Here is a 16,551-nt window from a genome sequence, read left to right as displayed (position 1 = left end):
GCTGTGCATGCGCCGGGCGCACACCCCGGCGCATGCACAGGTTGCACATCGGTCGGCGGCCCGATTGGGCCAAGATCGGCAAACCGGTAGCATTCAGGCTTTCCGATGGAGCCGAAGCTGGGGGCGGGCCGGAATGATCGAGATCTCCGATCGGGTCGTGGTGTCGTTCGCCGGGGAGGGCGCCGGCGAGGGGCCGCTGTCGTGGGGACAGCAGGACATCTGGCGGGCCATGGTGCGGCAGGAGTCGTGGCTGCCCAACGGGGCCTGGGGCCCGCTGCCGCCGGGCACGACGGTCGACGATGTCGCCGATCAGCTGCGGTACGTCATGAGCCGCTTCCCGACCGCCCGCACCCGGCTGCGCTTCGACGAGCGCCGGCGGCCCGCACAGGTGGTCTCCGCCGCGGGCGAGACCGTCCTCGAGATCGTCGACGCCGGCTCGGCGGACCCGGCGGAGGTCGCCGAGGAACTGCGGCTGCAGTACCAGAACGCGCCCTACGACTTCGAACAGGACTGGCCCTTCCGGATGGCCGCGGTGCGCAGCGGCGGCGAGCTCACCCACTCCGTCGTCGTCATGTGCCACCTGGTCACCGACGCCTTCGGCAGCCAGGTGCTGCTGGAGGAGCTGGACAAGCGCCCGGACACCCCGCTGCCCGAGCCGCAGCCGCTGGAGCAGGCCCGCTGGCAGACCTCGGCGGCCGGCGCGCGGCAGCACGGCATGGCGATGCGGCACTGGGAGACCATCCTGCGCGAGATGCCGCTGCGGCGGTACCCCGAATCGACCGGCAAACGCGTGCCCCGGCACTGGCGCGGCGAGTTCCGCTCCCCGGCGCTGAGCCTGGCGCTGCACTCGATCACCAGCCGCACCGCGATCCCGTCCGCGCCGGTGCTCCTCGCGGTGTTCGCCATCGCGCAGGCCCGGGTCACCGGCCTGAACCCGGTCGTCGTCCGCCCGATGGTGAACAACCGCTTCCGCCCCGGCCTCGACCGGGTGGTGTGCATGCTCGCGCAGTACGGCCTGTGCCGCCTCGACGTCGCCGGCGTCTCCTTCGCCGAGGCGTTCGACCGGGCCCGCCGCTCGGCGCTGACCACCTACAAGCACGCCTACTACGACCCGGCCGCCCTCGACGACCTGCTGGCCCGCGCCGCCGCCGACCGCCCCGGCCTGCAGCTGCCGTGCTACTTCAACGACCGCCGCGACGAGGGCGCGACGGCCGGCACCCCGGTCCCGTCCGCGGCCGAGCTCACCGCGGCCGCCGGCACGGGGGAGTTCCGCTGGACGACCCGCCAGGACGTGCCGTTCGAGCCGCTGATCGTGCACGTCGACGAGGTGCCCGGCGCCACCCAGGCGATCGTGTTCATGGACACCCACGTCATCGCCCCCGGCGACGCCGAGGCCCTGCTGCGCGGCCTGGAGGCGGTGGCCGTCGAGGCCGCCCTCGACCCGGACGCCCCGACCGGCGTCCCCGCCGCGTAGCCGCGCCCGCGGCCGGCGGCTACCGCGGCGTGCCGGCGTCCGGCCGGAACGCCGGCCCGTGGCCGGGCACCACGACGTCGGCGACGGCGAGGACCCGCTCCCGCCCCCGGCGCAGGGCGTCGACGTCGGTCGCGAACGGGTCCTCCGCCGACGTCGAGGTCCACCAGAGGTGGGTGAACGCGACCACGCCCTCGGCCGTGCCGACCAGGGTGGTGATGTCCTCGGGGGTGTGGCCCGGGGTACGGATGAGCCGGATGGACTCCGACAGCTCCCAGCCTTCGGCGTCGCGGTCCTCCCACACGTCGCCGTGGTAGATCGCCCAGTGGTCGTGAAAGCGCGCGGCCGGGAACAGCGCCGCGTTCAGCGTGTGGTCGGGATGGTGGTGGCTGAACACCACGTCGGTCACCGCCTCCGGTGCCACCCCGAGCTCGCGCAACGGCCCGAGGATGAGTTCGCGGTCGCGGACCATGCCGGGGTCGGTGACCAGCACGACGTCGCCGTCGCGGACCAGGGCCACGGTCGAGGCGACGGTACCGCCGACATACCCGGCGTGCAGCAGGTGATACGTCGCGGTGTCGCGGCGCGGGCGATCGGTCATCCACCCGTTGTACGCCGCGGCGAAGATTTTTTCGGGTCGCGTGTCGAAATCGCCGGTTCGTGTTGGACGTACCTGTGGAGGGTTTTCACGAGGCGACGTCACGCGAGGCGGTCCCGTCGTTCGACTGACGCGTGGCACGTTCTTGGGATTCAACCCCGCGCGAGGGACCGTAACGTAGTCCTCAACAGCGACCTCACCAGGGGAGATACACCAAAATGAGCGACATCGACACCGGCGGCTACGGCGACACCGGCCACGACGTGGACTACGGCCACTACGAGCAGGGTCAGGAGCACGACGCTCTCGACCAGCTGCACCAGGCCCAGGGTCACGAGGCCGACTACGACAACCAGTACGGCGTGTACGAGGCCGACCACCACGCGGCCGAGAGCACCGACTTCTCGCAGGGCCACCACGTGGAGTACGACGCCCCGGCGTCGGTGCACTACGAGGCCGACGACTACACCAACTACAGCCACAACGCGGAGGTCGACGACCACGTCTTCGCCGCCGAGGGCAGCGAGCACGCGCACCAGTCGGACTTCTCGGAGCTCGACGCTCTGCAGCACCGCTTCGACGCCGCGTTCGCCGAGGGCACCGAGTTCCACGGCGGCCCCGCCGAGCTGGGTGTCGCGTCCAGCTGACGCGGTCGCACGCGGGTTGCCCATCAGCCCCTGGCACAGGCCGGCCACCATCACGGTGGCCGGCCTTCGCCCGTTCGGCTCACGCCGCGCGGGCCTGGCACACGTCGCAGCGGTCGCGGTCGGTCCAGTCGGGGCGGCCGAGCAGGTCCGGGGCGAGCTTCGGCTGGCCGAGGTCGGCGCGGATGGTCAGCCGGAAGCCCCAGAGCGCCTCGGCCAGCGGGTGATAGGCGTCGTGGTACTCCGCTGAGGCAAGCGTCGCGCCGGCCCGGACCGCGTCGCGCACGGCGACCAGGCGGTGGAACGCCGTCTCGCCGGCGAGCAGCTCGGCGGCGGTGGCGGTCACGAGCAGCTGCTCACGGGCCGGGTAGACCGGGGTCATGGCCTCGGCCGCGGCCGCCCGGCGCTCGCCGTCGTCGCGGACGAGGGCCGCGCCGCGCAGGCCGCCCAGGGCCTCGCCCAACGCGATCACGAAGTCGACGCACTGCTTGCGGCGGTCCTGCCGCAGGTCGCGGCCGCGCTGCTGGGAGTCGCGGCGGGTGTCGGCCAGCAGCGTGCCGCCCAGTGCGATGATCGCGCCCACCATGGCACTGAGCAACGCCCCCCAGGTCATGCGCTCATGATGTCAGGTCCCCGCCGGGCCCGGCCATCTACCGGCTTCGTGCCACGATGCGGGCGGCCCGAACCGGGGCGGGCAGGTGGCGCGTAGGCATGGGCCATGTCATCGGTTCGACGTTTCCTCATCGCGATCTCGGTCACGGCCCTCGCCGTGGCGGGCTGTGACAACGCCCCGAAGACCGCCGTGCCCGCCTCCGCGCCGGCCGCGGCGGCGAGCGGCAGCGCCGAGCCGGACACCGTCGAGCCGGCCGCGTCGGCCAGCCCCGAGGCGGAGCCGCCGGCCGCGGCGCCGGCGCGCACGGCGCTCGGCGCGCACCCGGGCGACGTCAAGGCCGCGCCCGGCGACACGTTCGCCTACTGGGCGTTGCGGCCCGACGCCGACGGGTCGCGGCACGTGCGGTACACCCGCACCTATCACGGCCTGCCGGTGTACGGCGGGGACGTGATCGTCCACGTCGGACCGTCCGGCGACTACCGGGGCAGCTCCAACGGCCTGGTCCAGCCGCTGACCGTGGACACGGTGCCGAGCGTCTCCGCGCAGGACGCCGCCGCGAAGGCCAAGGAGCGCTTCGGCGGGCGGATCACCGCGGTACAGGGGCAGCGGCTCCTCGTCGAGGCCTCCACCGGCACCGGCCGGCTGGCCTGGGAGGACGTCATCGTCGGCGTGGCCAGGGACGGCCGGACGCCCTCCCGGCTGCACGTGCTCACCGACGCGCACTCCGGCGCCGTCATCCGGCAGTGGGACGAGATCGAGACCGTGGCCGGCACCGGCAACAGCCTCTACAGCGGCAAGGTCACCGTCGAGACGCAGCGGTTCGGCAACCAGTACCGCCTGATCGACACCACCCGCGGGCGCGCCTCGGTCTGCGACCTGGGCCACCGCGACGACGGCAACTGCGCCCAGCTCACCGACCCGGACAACACGTGGGGCACGGGCAGCGCCGCCGACCCGCAGACGGCCGCGGTCGACGCCGCCTACGGCGCGCAGGCGACCTACGACTACTACCTGCAGTTCTTCAAGCGCAAGGGTGTGGCCGGCAACGGCCGGGGCGTGGTGTCCCGGGTGCACGTCGGCGACGGCCTGGAGAACGCCTTCTGGGACGGCCGGCAGATGAACTACGGCGACGGCCGCGACAACGCGCACCCGCTCGTCGAGCTCGACGTGGCCGCGCACGAGATGACGCACGGGATCACCCAGTACAGCGTGCCGAACGACCTCACCTACGCCGGCGAGTCCGGCGGGCTCAACGAGGCCACCAGCGACATCTTCGGCACCATGGTCGAGTTCTGGGTGAACAACCCGGCCGACCCGGGCGACTACGTCATCGGCGAGCGGCTCGACCTCAACGGCAACGGCACCCCGCTGCGGTACATGTACGACCCGGCCCGCGACGGCGTCTCGCACGGCTGCTGGTCGCCGGCCACGAAGGACGTCGACGTGCACTACTCGTCCGGCGTGGCCAACCACTTCTACTTCGACCTCGCCGAGGGCACCGGCAAGACCCCGTACGGCACCTCCCCGGTCTGCGGCAACGCCTCCGCCGTCACCGGCATCGGCCGGGATAAGGCGCAGCAGATCTGGTACCGCGCCCTCGACGTGTACTTCACCTCGAGCACGTCCTACGTGAACCCCGACAACCCGGGCAACACCGCCCGCGCCTACACCCTGTCGGCCGCCGCCGATCTGTACGGCCGGTGCGGCACCGAGTACAAGGCCGTCCAGCGGGCCTGGACCGCGGTGAACGTCGCCGGCGCGGACGCCGCCTGCGCCTGACGACGCGTGGATCGCCGCGGTGCCCGGGCGGCGTGCCGGGCACCGCGGCCGGTCTGCCGCTAAGTTTGAGGCATGTCGCTGCGGTACTCCCCGGGCCGGCGGGAGACGCGTGCGCTGCTGGCCCGGGCGGCCGAGGCGCAGGCCGAAGCCGAGGCGATCGCCGGGATTGTCGCCGCGGCCCGGGCGGAGGTCGTCGAGGCGTATGCGATCGCCAGCGAGCCCCAGGTGTGGACCGCGATCGGGAAGATGTCGATCGAGACGGTCAAGGACACCGTGGACGGCCGGGCCCGGCTGGACGAGCTGCCGGCGCACGGCATCTACTCGGTCGCCGACGTGCTGCGGGCCGGTCCGGAGCGGCTGATCGCCGTACCCGGCATCGGCGAAGGCACGGCCCGCAAGACCATTCACGCCGCCGAGCAGCTCAAGCGGGCGGCGCGGGACTCGCTGCAGTTCCGGATCGAGTTCGACCCGAAGAACCCGGACATGACCCGCTTGCTGCGGGCGCTGGCCAGGTGGGGCGCGGTGTGGCACGCGGCCGGGGCACACGAGGCCGACGCCGGGCGGCTCGCCGCGGAGCTGGCCACGCAGCGGCCGGTCGCCGAACCGGCCGCGACGGGACGCATCCGCCGGCTGTTCATGCGGGCCGGGGACAAGGCCGTCGCCGAGGACGCGGCGCGGCGGGTGCGGGCGCTGGTGGACACCGCCGAGTCCAGCGGCCTGCCCCGGGCCGCCCGGGACGTGCGCGCGGTCCGCACGCCGGACGACCAGCACGTCTGGCGCGACTTCGAGCAGCGCTCGGCGGACTACTACGGCCTGCTCAGCCAGGTCGTCGGCCTCGGCGGCGACGTCGCCGCAAGCGAGGGCTACCTGCCCGCCGACATCGTCGAGCGGGTCGGGGCGCAGCAGCTGGACACCTCCCGGCTCAACGACGGCCTCCGGCTGCGCGGCTACCAGTCGTTCGGTGCCCGGTTCGCCCTGGTCCAGCGGCGGGTCGTGCTGGGCGACGAGATGGGGCTGGGCAAGACGGTCCAGGCCATCGCCACGATGGCGCATCTGGCCGCCCGCGGCGCCACCCACTTCCTCGTCGTCTGCCCGGCCAGCGTACTGATCAACTGGACTCGCGAGATCGCCCGGCACTCCACGATCCCGGTCATCAGCCTGCACGGCCACGGCCGGGCGCGGGCGGCGGCCCGGTGGCGGGCCGAGGGCGGCGCCGCCGTGGTCACGTTCGGCTCGCTGGGCGCGCTCGGGCTCCCGCCGCCCAGGCCCGCGCTGCTGGTCGTCGACGAGGCGCACTACGTGAAGAACCCCGGCGCGAAGCGGTCGCAGGCGGTCAACCGGGTCGCGGCGGAGTCCGACCGGGTGCTGTTTCTCACCGGTACCCCGATGGAGAACCGGATCGACGAGTTCCGGGCCCTGATCGAACACCTGCGCCCGGAGGTCGCCGCCGGCATGGGCCCCGAGCACGCGGCGATCAGCGTCGAGGCGTTCCGTCGCGCGGCGGCGCCGGTCTACCTGCGCCGCAACCAGCCCGACGTGCTCACCGAACTGCCGGAACTGGTCCAGGTCGACGAGTGGGAGGAGTTCGGCGCCGAGGACGGGTCCGCCTACCGGGCCGCGGTGCGCGAGGGCAACTTCATGGCCATGCGCCGGGCCGCGTTCGCCGTGCGCCGGCCGCACGACTCGGCGAAGCTGACCCGCCTGCTCGAGCTGGCCCGGGAGGCGATGGCCAACGATCGCAACGTCGTGGTCTTCTCGTACTTCCGCGACGTGCTGGCCGTGGTGGGCGCCGCGCTCGGCACCGACGCCCGCGGGCCGATCACCGGCTCGACGCCGGTCGCCGACCGCCAGCGCATCGTGGACGAGTTCACCGCCGCACCGAAGCCGGCCGTGCTGGTGTGCCAGATCGAAGCCGCCGGGGTCGGCGTGAACATCCAGGCGGCCTCGGTGGTCATCCTGTGCGAGCCGCAGGTCAAGCCGTCGATCGAGGCCCAGGCGATCGCCCGGGCCCACCGGATGGGCCAGGTCCGCACCGTCCAGGTGCACCGCCTGCTCATCGCCGACTCGGTCGACGAGCGCATGATCGAGATCCTCGGCTCGAAAGCGCAGCTCTTCGACGCGTACCTCCGGCACAGCACCATCGCGCAGGCCGCGCCCGGCGCCGTGGACATCTCCGAGGTACAACTGGCCCGAATGATCGTGGCGCAGGAGCAACAACGGCTGGCCGGCGCGCCGGAGCCGCCGCGCCGCCTGCTCAGCACCACGACCCCCGCCCAGCAGCGATCGGGGTGACCGCGGTTGCCGGAGGCGCGGTGATCGGCGGTGACGCATCCAGGGTCTAGAGTTCCGCTCCGGTGGTGAACAGCGTCGCCATGGCGGCGAACATCCGGGTGTGTGCGCGTTCGGCTTCGGCGGCCACGAACCGCCGCAGCGGCCACGGCGCGTGGATGGCCAGCGTTTCCCGGATGGCGGTCGCGTCGCCGGCTGCGGTGAATGTGACCTGCCCGACCAGCCGGATTCGCGGCGCCTGACGCGCGAGCGTGTCGATCGGCGGCGGAACGCTGCCATCCGGTTCGCCTTCGCTCAGCACCTCCTACATGTGGGCCGAGGTCGACCTCGCCCATGTGTGGTCCACCTCGCCCCCGCCCGAGGCGCAACGGTTCTTCGATGTCTATGCGGAGCTGACCGCACCTGACGGCGACTGGCGAGCCCGGATGCCGATCATCCAGCTGCGACAACACCTCGCCGTGCTGGCCCAGTTCGACGACGACTGGGGCGCGGGCGACCAGATCCGTGCCACCCTGGCCCCGTTCCGACGGCGCTAAGGGGTCGTCTGCGGTCCGCGGAGCAGCGTCGCGATTCGCTCGATCTCCTCCACGGTAACGTTCGCGCCCAGGTGGTTGCGGATCCCGCCGAAGTTCGAGTCGTACATCTTCTGCAACTCCTCGGCGGTGGTCCCGTTCGCCAGGATCGTCGAGCGGACGGGCCAGTTGGTTTGCAGCCGCTCGGCGAGCATCCCGCGGCAGTGGGCGATGACGTGGGGCGCGACCGAGTCGTAGAGCCGGTCCGGGTCGTGGACCGCTTGACGGGACATGTCGGCGCCCCAGAACTCGAGCGTCCACCCGGGCCACAGCTCGGCCCACCGCTGCCGCAGCCCGTGCAACGGCTCCACGGTCCACAGCCCGGCCCGCCGGGTGGCCGGGTCGAGGTCCATGCCGGCAGTCGGCACGGTAGCAGTGGACGCGGGAAGCTCGGGCCCGGCGGCGACCCACTCGACGAGGTCGGGGCCCATACACCAACGCTGCCACGCTGCGTCGGGGTTCAAGCCGTACAGGCGCACCCGGCCGCCGGCGCCCCGGATGCTGACGACGGCCGCGACCCGGTCATCCGGCCCGAACTCGTTGCGCCCGGTCCGCTCCGGCCGGCGATCGTCGCGAGCGCCGGCCGGGTCGATCCCGACGTACGCCATCAGGTCGGCGATGCCGTCGTAGGCCCACCGGATCGCCCAGCCCGGCCACGTCGCCGCGTAGGCCTGCAGCATCGCCGCCCGATAGGGCACCGAGTTGTACAGCGTGTTGAACAGCAGCAGCACCCGGCGGTCGGCGTCGATCAGCACACCGCCCTCGCACATGACGTCGTTGAACCAGCGACCGCCCGCGAAGTCGCCCAGGTGGGCCAGCCAGCGCAGCACCACTTCCGGACCGGCCGCGAAGCTGTAGTCGATCGACTCGCCCGCGCCGCCACCTTGCGCATACACGGTGGACCCGCCGTCGCGGACGACGACGTAGTTGACCCTGCTACCCACCGGCGTACCCTATCGGCCATCGCGGTGGCGATCAGCCAGGCCGTGGAGGTCCTCGAGGATCTCGGCGTGTTGAGGATGCCGGTCCGCCTGTGGCCCGGTCGGCGCACCACGCGACCGAGAGTGGCCCACCCGAACATCGCAAGCGCGGATTGCGGCATGTCCGGAAACCGGGATCGCCGGGACCGGCGGTGCGTTACCAGCGGCCGTTCAGGCTCCGTCGGGGAGGAAGAGATCGGCGAGTCTGGGCAGGCGGCGGCGGATCTCGGTGTCGTCGTCGAAATCGAATTTCCAGAGCGGGTCGAGGTCCGGATAGGCGCCGGTCGTGGCATTGTCGGGTAGTGGGTTACCGGTGACCGTCTCGTAGGCGCGCCATACGACGTTGATCATGTCTTCGCCCCAGAGGTCTTCGCCGGTGGTCGCGACCTCAATCACCGCGGGATGGCCGGCGAGGCTGTCCGGTGATGCGAGTGCCCGCTCGTATGTGGTACGCCCTTGGGCGATCAGCCAGCCGCGGAAGGCGTCGAAGCCGTCGTCGGAGGCACCGCGGTTGATGAGGTATGCGGCGACCCACAGATCGACCTGGCACGAGTTGACGAACAGGTCCCGCAGCGGCTGGGCGAACCCGAGGATGTCGGCCGGCCAGCGTGGCGTGAGCAAGGCCCCCATCCGTGCGGCGACGTCGTTCGCCCCTGCATGCTCGGGCAGCCCGGCTCGCGCCTCGTCGATCAACCGCCAGGCGGCATCGGTGTGCACGCCGAACATTGTGATCGTGAAGCGCCGCTGCAGGCAAGATCATCTAACTGTTTGCGAGTCCCGGGACGCGTCAAACATCGTCGAGGCACCTACGGGTACTCGGTGCGCCGATCGCGGCATGAGCGTGCGCCATTTGACATTCTTCGTCGATGGTCGGGGCGGTGGTTGCGGCGGGGTTCTGGGAGAATCAATGAATGGCGCAGCTACAGCCTTTTTACCAGGAGCGAATTGGCTGCCATGCGCGACCGGACCAGGTCGCGCCGTTATTGCCCGGCAAAAGAACAATTCCGCCGGGAACACGAACGACACCGGGCCTGGGGGCTGGCCAGACGTCACGCCGACAAGCTCCGCCGCATCCACGGCACCACTCCACCGGCGACCACCGTCGAGGATCGGCGGGACGACACGGCGCCCGAGACGGCGCCCGTTCCGGCCCCGGAAACAACTACTGAACAGGCCGGACCTCGCGCGCGTGACACCAGTCCGGACCGCCACACCACCGTGCCGGACCAGACGCCTGGCGCCGATCGACCCAGCCCGGTCCGCCAGCCCCGGTGCACACCCGGCCCGCCGCGCTGGCCCGCCACGGCGGCAACGAGCGGACCTGTAGGCAGTGGCACATCGCACCCGCCGACGCGTCAACGCCGTCGCTGCGAAATGTCAGGCGCGAAACGCTCCAGCCATTATCCGAACGAGCCGCCGGCGCCATTCTTGCGAACGTTTTCACAACGACGCTGCACGCGCGCTCATCGGCAAATCCGCGCACCTGATCAAGGGGTGCGCCGGCTCGCAACGGCGGCCGGGCGTACGAGATCTGCGGGCGGCACGTCAGTTCGGTGTTTGCCGTTCTACGTCGGTTGTCCCGATGCTGGCCGGGGTTCCGGAAAGTTCTGGCGTCATACCTCGTGCCGGTGGTGGTTCCGGGTGCTGTGCGAGGGCTTGGGCTGAGGGGGGTGCGGTGATCGTCGTCGCTGCAAGGGCAACGAGCTGTCCCACCGGCGATCGCCGGTGGACGGCACTCTGCTTGACGCAGGTGCGATCCATGTTCGGTAGCCGAAACGCTCCCCTGAGTGCACGTTGTGGCGGAGGCAAATCACTAGGTCAGAGGTGTCGCCGGAGATGCAGTGCGGGGCGAGTCTCCCGGAGCATGGGAAACGGCGCCGTCGGCCTGACGGGCAGCCGATTGGTCGACTGGACGAGGGCGTGTGCCGCTGCGTGCGACCGGCGGGTCTTCGATTCGCCGCCGGCCACGGGATGGGTCTTCATGGTCAGCTGAACGGCCCCGGCGGTGACCTCGCACGGCTGGAGGACCAGCGAGCAGACCGTCATGCAGATCGCGGCGGCCTGCAGCACGGACCCCACCCATGATCACCTACATGTGAAACAAATCCGTGCACCTGATCAAGGGGTGTGCTGGCTTCGCAGCGGCAGCCGGGCGCACGAGATCGCTGCGGGGTTTCCGGAGGATACGTAGAGCTACGCGGCGTTGCGCCTATGTATGGCTCTGAGTGTATTGGCATGTATTTAGGCCGGCGTACAGAACGGGTCGTTCTGCTGCGGTTATGGATGTCTGTGCTATTGCTGGCCGAATGATTCCGGGCGTGCTATTTGGGCCGTGGCTCTCGTAGCGGGGACTCGCCCAGCATGCCCGGGCGAGAATCTGTTTGGCCTGTTGACACGGGGTTCGTTGATCCGTAGCGTCCGACCCGGGAGGTGGGACCAATGCGTTTCCTACGGACTTTGTTCGTCATTGTATTCGGGCATTATGGCCATGCCGGATCGGTGCGCGGCGGCAGCGGGCATTACAACGAGCAGTGCCATCCGCAGACCTACAACTGAGCTGACGGACTGAACACGGTGGGTTCCTGGGTGGCGGTTCCCGTCGGGGACGGTCGCGGCCTGGTCTACGGGCCGCGACTGGGCCGGCTGTACCTGCTTCCGCTGGAACGGATCGAGGAGCGGGGCCTGCAGTCTGCGCTGGGCCTGGGCCGATACGAGCGTTCGGACTGTGTGGCCGATCCGGTCCGGGAGATCAGCTGTACCGAAGTATCCCTCCACGGGCGCTCTCTCCCGCCGCCCGCATCGGCTGCGGTGCGCGCCTATCGGTTCCTGCACTGGTCCCGAGGCTTTATCCCGTTGGCCCGTATGGCCCGGGTACTCGGCGGTGGCCTTGGTCGTCCCGGCAGCGGGCAGGTGACTGGGCCGCAGTCCATCGGCGAGATGCTCTGCGCGATTGAGCGAGCCGTCAGCCTGTCCGATTGCTATCCCCGCGCCCTGGTCAGCGCCTGGCTAGCGGCACAGGCCCGGTTGCCGTGCCAGCTCACGCTCGGGGTCCTGTCGCCCACGCGGAAGATGCACCTGTGGTGCACGGTCGATGCGGTCCTTCCGTACGAGCCCAAAGCTGAGCACTATCTCTACACACCGCTGTTCGCGCTGTCGCTGTTGCCCCAATGACGCAGGCCGGCACAGATCCGCAGCTGCAGAGGTTGGTCTGCGGCCGGCTTCGGTTGTCAGTCCGCCCCGGTGTGAGCGTCCGCGAGTTCCCCGTGGGGTCGGCGGTGCTGTTCTACCTGTCCTTGCTCGATGACGAGATCGATCAGCGGGCCGCGCGTCTGATCGCCGGGCTTGGCGGCGCGCCGCCGGACGAACTGGACCCGACCTGCGTGGAGCTGACCGATGCTGTCATCATCAGCTGCCGGTCAGGTCGGCTGACCGTCATCCGCGGCGGCGCTTGCACCGTGCCCTGCTACTGGTCCAGGAACGCCGACGTCCTGCACATAACGACGGCGCTTCCCGTCCGGGACGGCGCGGCCCTGTCCCGGGCGGGCCTGGTGACCGCCACAGTGACCTGCGGGTCTGGCTCCTATGAGCCGAACGCGTGGCTGGGCACGCCGCTGGTCGGCTGGATGCGGCTGCGGCGAGGGATGCGGACCACGTTCGCCGACGGGTCGGTTCACCAGGACCCGGTCGAGTTCCCGCTCCCCGCATCGCCGGGCACCGAGGCCGACCGCCAGGCGGTGAGCGAGGCCGTCCAGGGTGCGTTCGAGGCCTTCAGCCGGGTCCAGCCGGCCACAACGGCGGTGCTCGAGCTTTCCGGTGGATTCGACAGCACGCTGGCCGGAGCCGCCGCGGCCCGCGCCGGGAGCAGCCTACATGGAGTATCCGTAGAGTTCCCGTACTACGAGTTCCGGTTCGAACCCGGCGTGCAACAGGCCACCGCCAGCCACCTTGGCATCGGCCGGACCGTACTGGACGGCACCACCATGTTCCCCTACTCGCCGCTGGCGCACCCGGCCCGCTTCGACGAGCCCACGGTGTTTGTTACCGGGATGCGCCACGCGGAGACGGTCGCCTCGGTCGCGGTGGGGCTGCACGCCTCCCGGATCTACATGGGCCACGGAGGCGACCAGCTGTTCAGCACGAACCTGGCCGAGCTGGAGGCCACCACCACGCCGCCCTCCCGGAGCGCGTACTCGCGGCACGCCTGGCCGCAGGTCCGGCGAGCGGTGGAACGCGGCCACAGCGATGCATGGCGACGCAGAACGACCGCGTGCTTCGTGTACGACGCCCGCCAGGACATTGTGATGAAGGAGCACTGGGGGCTCGCCATCCGCACCCCGTTTACCGACCTGGCCGTGTGGCGCGCCGCCCTACGGTGGACCGCATGGAACACCGCCCGCGGCGGCGCACCAGACAAGACGATCCTCGCCGCCGCCCTCCGTGGCTGGCTGCCCGTCGAGGTAACCGGGCGCCGAGGCAAGGTCGCCTATGACGGCGTCTGGCTGCGAGCCTACGCGCGGCACGCGGACCACATCGGCGCCACCATCGAGCGGACCGCGGGGCTGCTCAGCCAGGCCGGCATGTCACCCGGCTGGCTCATCCGCCGGGTCGAGCAGCTCGCAGCCTGGAAGGACGTATCCGACCGCGAAGTACTCGGCGCCTACGCGCTCGCATCCTGGTTGCTGGCCTGGGAGTTCGAGCGGGCCGCCGACGTGTCCTGGGGCTAGGCCCGGTCGAAGAAGAAGTTCTGGAACAGCCGCCCGGTTTCCAGGCTTGACCCGAAGTACCGGCTGGCGCCGTGGGCGAGCTGGGCGTCGAACAACACGAGCCGGTTGTAGAGGTTGCCCACCCGGTCGATCTCTTCCCAGCGGCTCCGGTCGAACTCGGCACCGCCGCCGTACGTCGCCTCCATCAGGGCCGGGTCGGGCGACCGCCTGCGCAGACCGCTCAAGCGGCCGCGGAAGAACGACAACCCCGCGTCGACGGGCGCGTCTGGCGTGAGGAACAGCACTCCTGCCCAGCTCTGGCTGTCCGTGTGATACGGCACGGCGTCCGATTCGAAGCAGCACTGGAAACGCCCATTGGCATCATTGTCGTCCCAGTTCGACAGCTGACAGCCCAGCAGCCGCTCGAATTCGTCCCGGTAGGCGGCGACGTGCAGGAAGGCGGCCGGCGTCCGTATCCCGGCTGAGTGCATCTTGACGAACGGCTGGCTCAGCGCGAGAGCCCGAATCGCGTCCGGGTCAGCCAGGAAGTCATCCACCACGACAATCTGCGGCACACCACGATTCTGCCATCACCGGGCGAGCAGCAGAATCGAGTACGGCAGACGACGAGCACGACCCACGACCGTGCGGCCGGTGCCGGCCCGAAGAACGGCCAGGCTCCCGGTCCGCAGCCGGCGTCGTGCACCCGAGGGCAGAATCCCAAGGTCCCGCGCTGGAGTTCGCACGCGGCGGTTCGCGCGTTGTGAAGCGGCAATGTCGTCGCTATCAGTTGGCCCTGCTCCTGCAGCATTGCGGTGAACGAGGGAAACCAAGGTCCGGAGACTTCTGAGCGTGCTCCACGGCTTGGCCAAGAGGTACCACCGGGTCGGGCCGTTTGCCCTGGCTGTACCGGAAGTGACCTGGATAGGCTGACGGCGATCCTTGTGATCACCGACCGATACCGGTGGCCCGGTCGGCGTTCCACTGGTCGGAGGGGGCATCAGGTGACAGGCACCGAGGATCGGTCGGCGGCCGGTCGGGCCTATGAGATCGCGGCGGATGTCTTCTGCCTCGGACCGTGGGGACGCACCCAGACTGTCGTCTATTTCGTCAGGTCCGGTTCGTCGTGGGTTCTGGTCGACACCGGATGGGCCAGCGACGCGGCCCGCATCAAGGATGCCGCGGCGTCGCTGACCGGGTGCGCCGAGCGCCCGTCCGCGATCCTGTTGACGCATTGCCATCCCGACCATGCGGGAGCCGCCCGCGAACTGGCGTTGGCCTGGCAGTGTCCGGCATATCTGCATCCGCGGGAAGTTCCCATCGCCCGCGGCGACTTCGCGGCCATGACGGCGCTTGCGGGCCCACTCGACCGTTGGGTCGTGCTGCCACTGCTCCGCGCGATGAGCCGGGCCCGGCGTGAGGCAGTCCTGGCTCGATCCACGCTCGGCGACGTCGTCCGTGCGCTGGACCCCGAGGGCGAGGTTCCCGGACTGCCCGGATGGCGATGCGTGCCCACCCCCGGCCATACCCCCGGACACGTGTCATTCTTCCGTTCCGACGATCGTGTCCTGATCACCGGAGACGCTCTTGTGACGCTGCGGCTGAACTCCCCAACCGGTCTCCTCCTGCAGCGACCGGGTCTCAGCGGCCCGCCCTGGTACACGAGCTGGGATCGTCACATGGCCGCAGCGTCGATCCGCACTGTGGCGGACCTGGACCCCGCAGTCCTGGCTGGCGGGCACGGCATCCCGATGACCGGCCCGCAAACGGCGCAGGCCGTGCGGGCCTTCGCCGCCACCCAGCATGGGCATGCTTCGAGGGTCGCTCAGTCGTAGCGCCGGGCTCGACCCCGCCGCTGAGATCGGAACCGTCATCGGCAGAGACCGTATCCGGTGCAGGCCCGCGGTCGGTCCCGGCCGACCCGCCCGGCCTGGTACTCACCCACGGCGAGCCCCACCCCGGCAACACCATGCGCACCGGCGGCGGCTGGCTCCTCATCGACTGGGACACCGCGCTGCTGGCCGCGCCGGAACGCGACCTGTGAGACCTCGACCCGGGCGACGGCACCCTGCATGCCGCCTACACCGCAACCACCGCACCGCCCTGCGCCCCAACCTCCTCGACCTATACCGGCTCCGCTGGGACCTCACCGAAATCGCCGCCTGCCTGGCCCGCTTCCGCAGACCCCACGGCACCACCGCAGACGACAACGAGAGTTGGACCATCCTCAAGGAACTGGTCACGCTCACTGCCAACTGACTGGCCACCGCGCGAGATCTGCGGCATGAGCGGAAACGTGATCAGCAGAAACGGCTTGAGCGTCGCGGCTGTGGGAAGAGTGCCGCGGCGAACAGCACCAGGAGGAGGGCCGAAACCGTGATTGCCGACCAGCGGACCCGCGCTGCGATCGAGGAGCACTGGCGGGCGTCAGAGGCGGGCGACCTCGCGGCGGAGCACGCCCTGTACGCCGAGGACGCGATCCTGGACTACCCCCAGTCGGACGAACGGTTCCGCAGCCGCACCACGATCGCCGCCCATCCCGCTGACCGTCACTTCACCGTGCTGCGTATCAGCGGCAGTGGCGACCTGTGGGTGAGCGAATGCGTCATCACCTACGACGGCGCGCCCACCTACTCGGTGAGCATCATGGAGTTCACCGACGGCCGGGTCGCGCACGAGACCCAGTACTTCGCGGCTCCCTTCCCGGCGCCGCAGTCCCGCGCAGGGTTCGCCGAGCGAATCCCGGCCTGACCACCCCGACAACGCGCTGCGGTCGGGGCAACCCGACCAGCGGCAGATGCGGGCACCCGATCACGGTCGGTCGGAGCATCGGTCGGTGCCTGACGGGCTACGGAGCAGGCCCCATCGTCCATGCCGGTGCGGTATTCCTCGGCCCGGAAAG

General features: G+C 70.7%; 18 protein-coding genes. 11 read left to right on the top strand and 7 right to left on the bottom strand.

The features are described from left to right. Positions 1–133: 133 nt before the first annotated feature. Complete coding sequence (locus ACQPXD_RS28990; protein ID WP_432824474.1) at positions 134–1,474, top strand: condensation domain-containing protein; 1,341 nt, start codon at positions 134–136, stop codon at positions 1,472–1,474. A gap of 19 nt (positions 1,475–1,493) precedes the next feature. Here the strand turns inward: ACQPXD_RS28990 and ACQPXD_RS28985 are convergent, their stop codons facing one another. After that, positions 1,494–2,072 carry an MBL fold metallo-hydrolase gene (locus tag ACQPXD_RS28985; protein WP_432824473.1) on the bottom strand — a complete coding sequence of 193 codons (579 nt, stop codon included), beginning with the start codon at positions 2,070–2,072 and terminating at the stop codon, positions 1,494–1,496. A 215-nt stretch (positions 2,073–2,287) separates the two neighbouring features. Between ACQPXD_RS28985 and ACQPXD_RS28980 the strand changes: the two genes are divergently transcribed. Then, positions 2,288–2,716 (top strand): hypothetical protein, encoded by a 429-nt coding sequence (locus ACQPXD_RS28980; protein WP_432824472.1) that lies wholly within the window; start codon positions 2,288–2,290, stop codon positions 2,714–2,716. Between the two features lie 79 nt (positions 2,717–2,795). Here ACQPXD_RS28980 and ACQPXD_RS28975 read toward each other — a convergent pair whose 3' ends face one another. Further along, positions 2,796–3,326, bottom strand: coding sequence for a hypothetical protein (locus ACQPXD_RS28975; RefSeq protein ID WP_432824471.1), 531 nt, complete (start codon positions 3,324–3,326; stop codon positions 2,796–2,798). Between the two features lie 105 nt (positions 3,327–3,431). Between ACQPXD_RS28975 and ACQPXD_RS28970 the strand changes: the two genes are divergently transcribed. Further along, a complete protein-coding gene (locus ACQPXD_RS28970; RefSeq protein WP_432824470.1) occupies positions 3,432–5,105 on the top strand; it encodes a M4 family metallopeptidase in 1,674 nt (557 codons plus the stop codon). 72 nt (positions 5,106–5,177) lie between these two features. Then, positions 5,178–7,397, top strand: a complete 2,220-nt coding sequence (locus tag ACQPXD_RS28965; RefSeq protein WP_432824469.1) for a DEAD/DEAH box helicase — start codon at positions 5,178–5,180, stop codon at positions 7,395–7,397. A gap of 46 nt (positions 7,398–7,443) precedes the next feature. Here the strand turns inward: ACQPXD_RS28965 and ACQPXD_RS28960 are convergent, their stop codons facing one another. Then, positions 7,444–7,695: a hypothetical protein gene (locus ACQPXD_RS28960; RefSeq protein WP_432824468.1), complete on the bottom strand. Its 252-nt coding sequence runs from the start codon at positions 7,693–7,695 to the stop codon at positions 7,444–7,446. Positions 7,696–7,702: 7 nt separating this feature from the next. On the opposite strand from ACQPXD_RS28960, the gene ACQPXD_RS28955 reads away from it, so the two are divergent. After that, on the top strand, positions 7,703–7,930 hold the full coding sequence (locus tag ACQPXD_RS28955; RefSeq protein ID WP_432824467.1) for a hypothetical protein: 228 nt from the start codon (positions 7,703–7,705) through the stop codon (positions 7,928–7,930). Here ACQPXD_RS28955 and ACQPXD_RS28950 read toward each other — a convergent pair. From ACQPXD_RS28950 to ACQPXD_RS28940, 3 genes are all read right to left on the bottom strand, one after another. Continuing rightward, complete coding sequence (locus tag ACQPXD_RS28950; protein ID WP_432824466.1) at positions 7,927–8,910, bottom strand: hypothetical protein; 984 nt, start codon at positions 8,908–8,910, stop codon at positions 7,927–7,929. The genes ACQPXD_RS28955 and ACQPXD_RS28950 overlap by 4 nt on opposite strands. Positions 8,911–9,117: 207 nt before the next feature. After that, the gene (locus ACQPXD_RS28945; RefSeq protein ID WP_432824465.1) at positions 9,118–9,663 is read right to left on the bottom strand and encodes a DUF4240 domain-containing protein; all 546 of its coding nucleotides are present in this window, start codon (positions 9,661–9,663) and stop codon (positions 9,118–9,120) included. Positions 9,664–10,764: 1,101 nt separating this feature from the next. Next, a complete protein-coding gene (locus ACQPXD_RS28940; protein WP_432824464.1) occupies positions 10,765–11,016 on the bottom strand; it encodes a hypothetical protein in 252 nt (83 codons plus the stop codon). A gap of 516 nt (positions 11,017–11,532) precedes the next feature. On the opposite strand from ACQPXD_RS28940, the gene ACQPXD_RS28935 reads away from it, so the two are divergent. Beyond that, positions 11,533–12,117: a lasso peptide biosynthesis protein gene (locus tag ACQPXD_RS28935; RefSeq protein WP_432824463.1), complete on the top strand. Its 585-nt coding sequence runs from the start codon at positions 11,533–11,535 to the stop codon at positions 12,115–12,117. 71 nt (positions 12,118–12,188) lie between these two features. Then, a complete protein-coding gene (locus ACQPXD_RS28930; RefSeq protein ID WP_432824462.1) occupies positions 12,189–13,670 on the top strand; it encodes an asparagine synthase-related protein in 1,482 nt (493 codons plus the stop codon). On the opposite strand, the gene ACQPXD_RS28925 is transcribed toward ACQPXD_RS28930, so the two are convergent. Continuing rightward, on the bottom strand, positions 13,667–14,224 hold the full coding sequence (locus ACQPXD_RS28925; protein ID WP_432824461.1) for a hypothetical protein: 558 nt from the start codon (positions 14,222–14,224) through the stop codon (positions 13,667–13,669). The genes ACQPXD_RS28930 and ACQPXD_RS28925 overlap by 4 nt on opposite strands. A 429-nt stretch (positions 14,225–14,653) precedes the next feature. Here ACQPXD_RS28925 and ACQPXD_RS28920 point away from each other — a divergent pair, with 429 nt between their 5' ends. The 4 genes from ACQPXD_RS28920 (at position 14,654) to ACQPXD_RS28905 (ending at position 16,400) form a co-directional block, all read left to right on the top strand. After that, a complete protein-coding gene (locus ACQPXD_RS28920) occupies positions 14,654–15,484 on the top strand; it encodes an MBL fold metallo-hydrolase (protein ID WP_432824460.1) in 831 nt (276 codons plus the stop codon). Between the two features lie 20 nt (positions 15,485–15,504). Further along, a complete protein-coding gene (locus ACQPXD_RS28915; protein WP_432843998.1) occupies positions 15,505–15,693 on the top strand; it encodes a phosphotransferase family protein in 189 nt (62 codons plus the stop codon). Further along, a complete protein-coding gene (locus ACQPXD_RS28910; RefSeq protein WP_432824459.1) occupies positions 15,690–15,908 on the top strand; it encodes a hypothetical protein in 219 nt (72 codons plus the stop codon). Before ACQPXD_RS28915 ends, ACQPXD_RS28910 begins: the two co-directional genes overlap by 4 nt. Positions 15,909–16,025: 117 nt before the next feature. Beyond that, complete coding sequence (locus tag ACQPXD_RS28905) at positions 16,026–16,400, top strand: nuclear transport factor 2 family protein (protein ID WP_432824458.1); 375 nt, start codon at positions 16,026–16,028, stop codon at positions 16,398–16,400. Positions 16,401–16,551: the final 151 nt, after the last annotated feature.

The sequence above is a fragment of the Dactylosporangium sp. CA-092794 genome, assembly GCF_050948465.1.
In the GTDB taxonomy this organism is placed as follows: domain Bacteria; phylum Actinomycetota; class Actinomycetes; order Mycobacteriales; family Micromonosporaceae; genus Dactylosporangium.
The sequence above is the reverse complement of the archived record's forward strand: the minus strand, read 5'-3'. Positions and strand labels throughout refer to the sequence as shown.

What these genes read in the sequence shown, in the direction of transcription:
- ACQPXD_RS28990 (WP_432824474.1), top strand. Translation starts at nt 134, where the DNA reads ATGATCGAGATCTCCGATCGGGTCGTGGTGTCGTTCGCCGGGGAGGGC.
- ACQPXD_RS28985 (WP_432824473.1), bottom strand. Translation starts at nt 2,072, where the DNA reads ATGACCGATCGCCCGCGCCGCGACACCGCGACGTATCACCTGCTGCAC.
- ACQPXD_RS28980 (WP_432824472.1), top strand. Translation starts at nt 2,288, where the DNA reads ATGAGCGACATCGACACCGGCGGCTACGGCGACACCGGCCACGACGTG.
- ACQPXD_RS28975 (WP_432824471.1), bottom strand. Translation starts at nt 3,326, where the DNA reads ATGACCTGGGGGGCGTTGCTCAGTGCCATGGTGGGCGCGATCATCGCA.
- ACQPXD_RS28970 (WP_432824470.1), top strand. Translation starts at nt 3,432, where the DNA reads ATGTCATCGGTTCGACGTTTCCTCATCGCGATCTCGGTCACGGCCCTC.
- ACQPXD_RS28965 (WP_432824469.1), top strand. Translation starts at nt 5,178, where the DNA reads ATGTCGCTGCGGTACTCCCCGGGCCGGCGGGAGACGCGTGCGCTGCTG.
- ACQPXD_RS28955 (WP_432824467.1), top strand. Translation starts at nt 7,703, where the DNA reads ATGTGGGCCGAGGTCGACCTCGCCCATGTGTGGTCCACCTCGCCCCCG.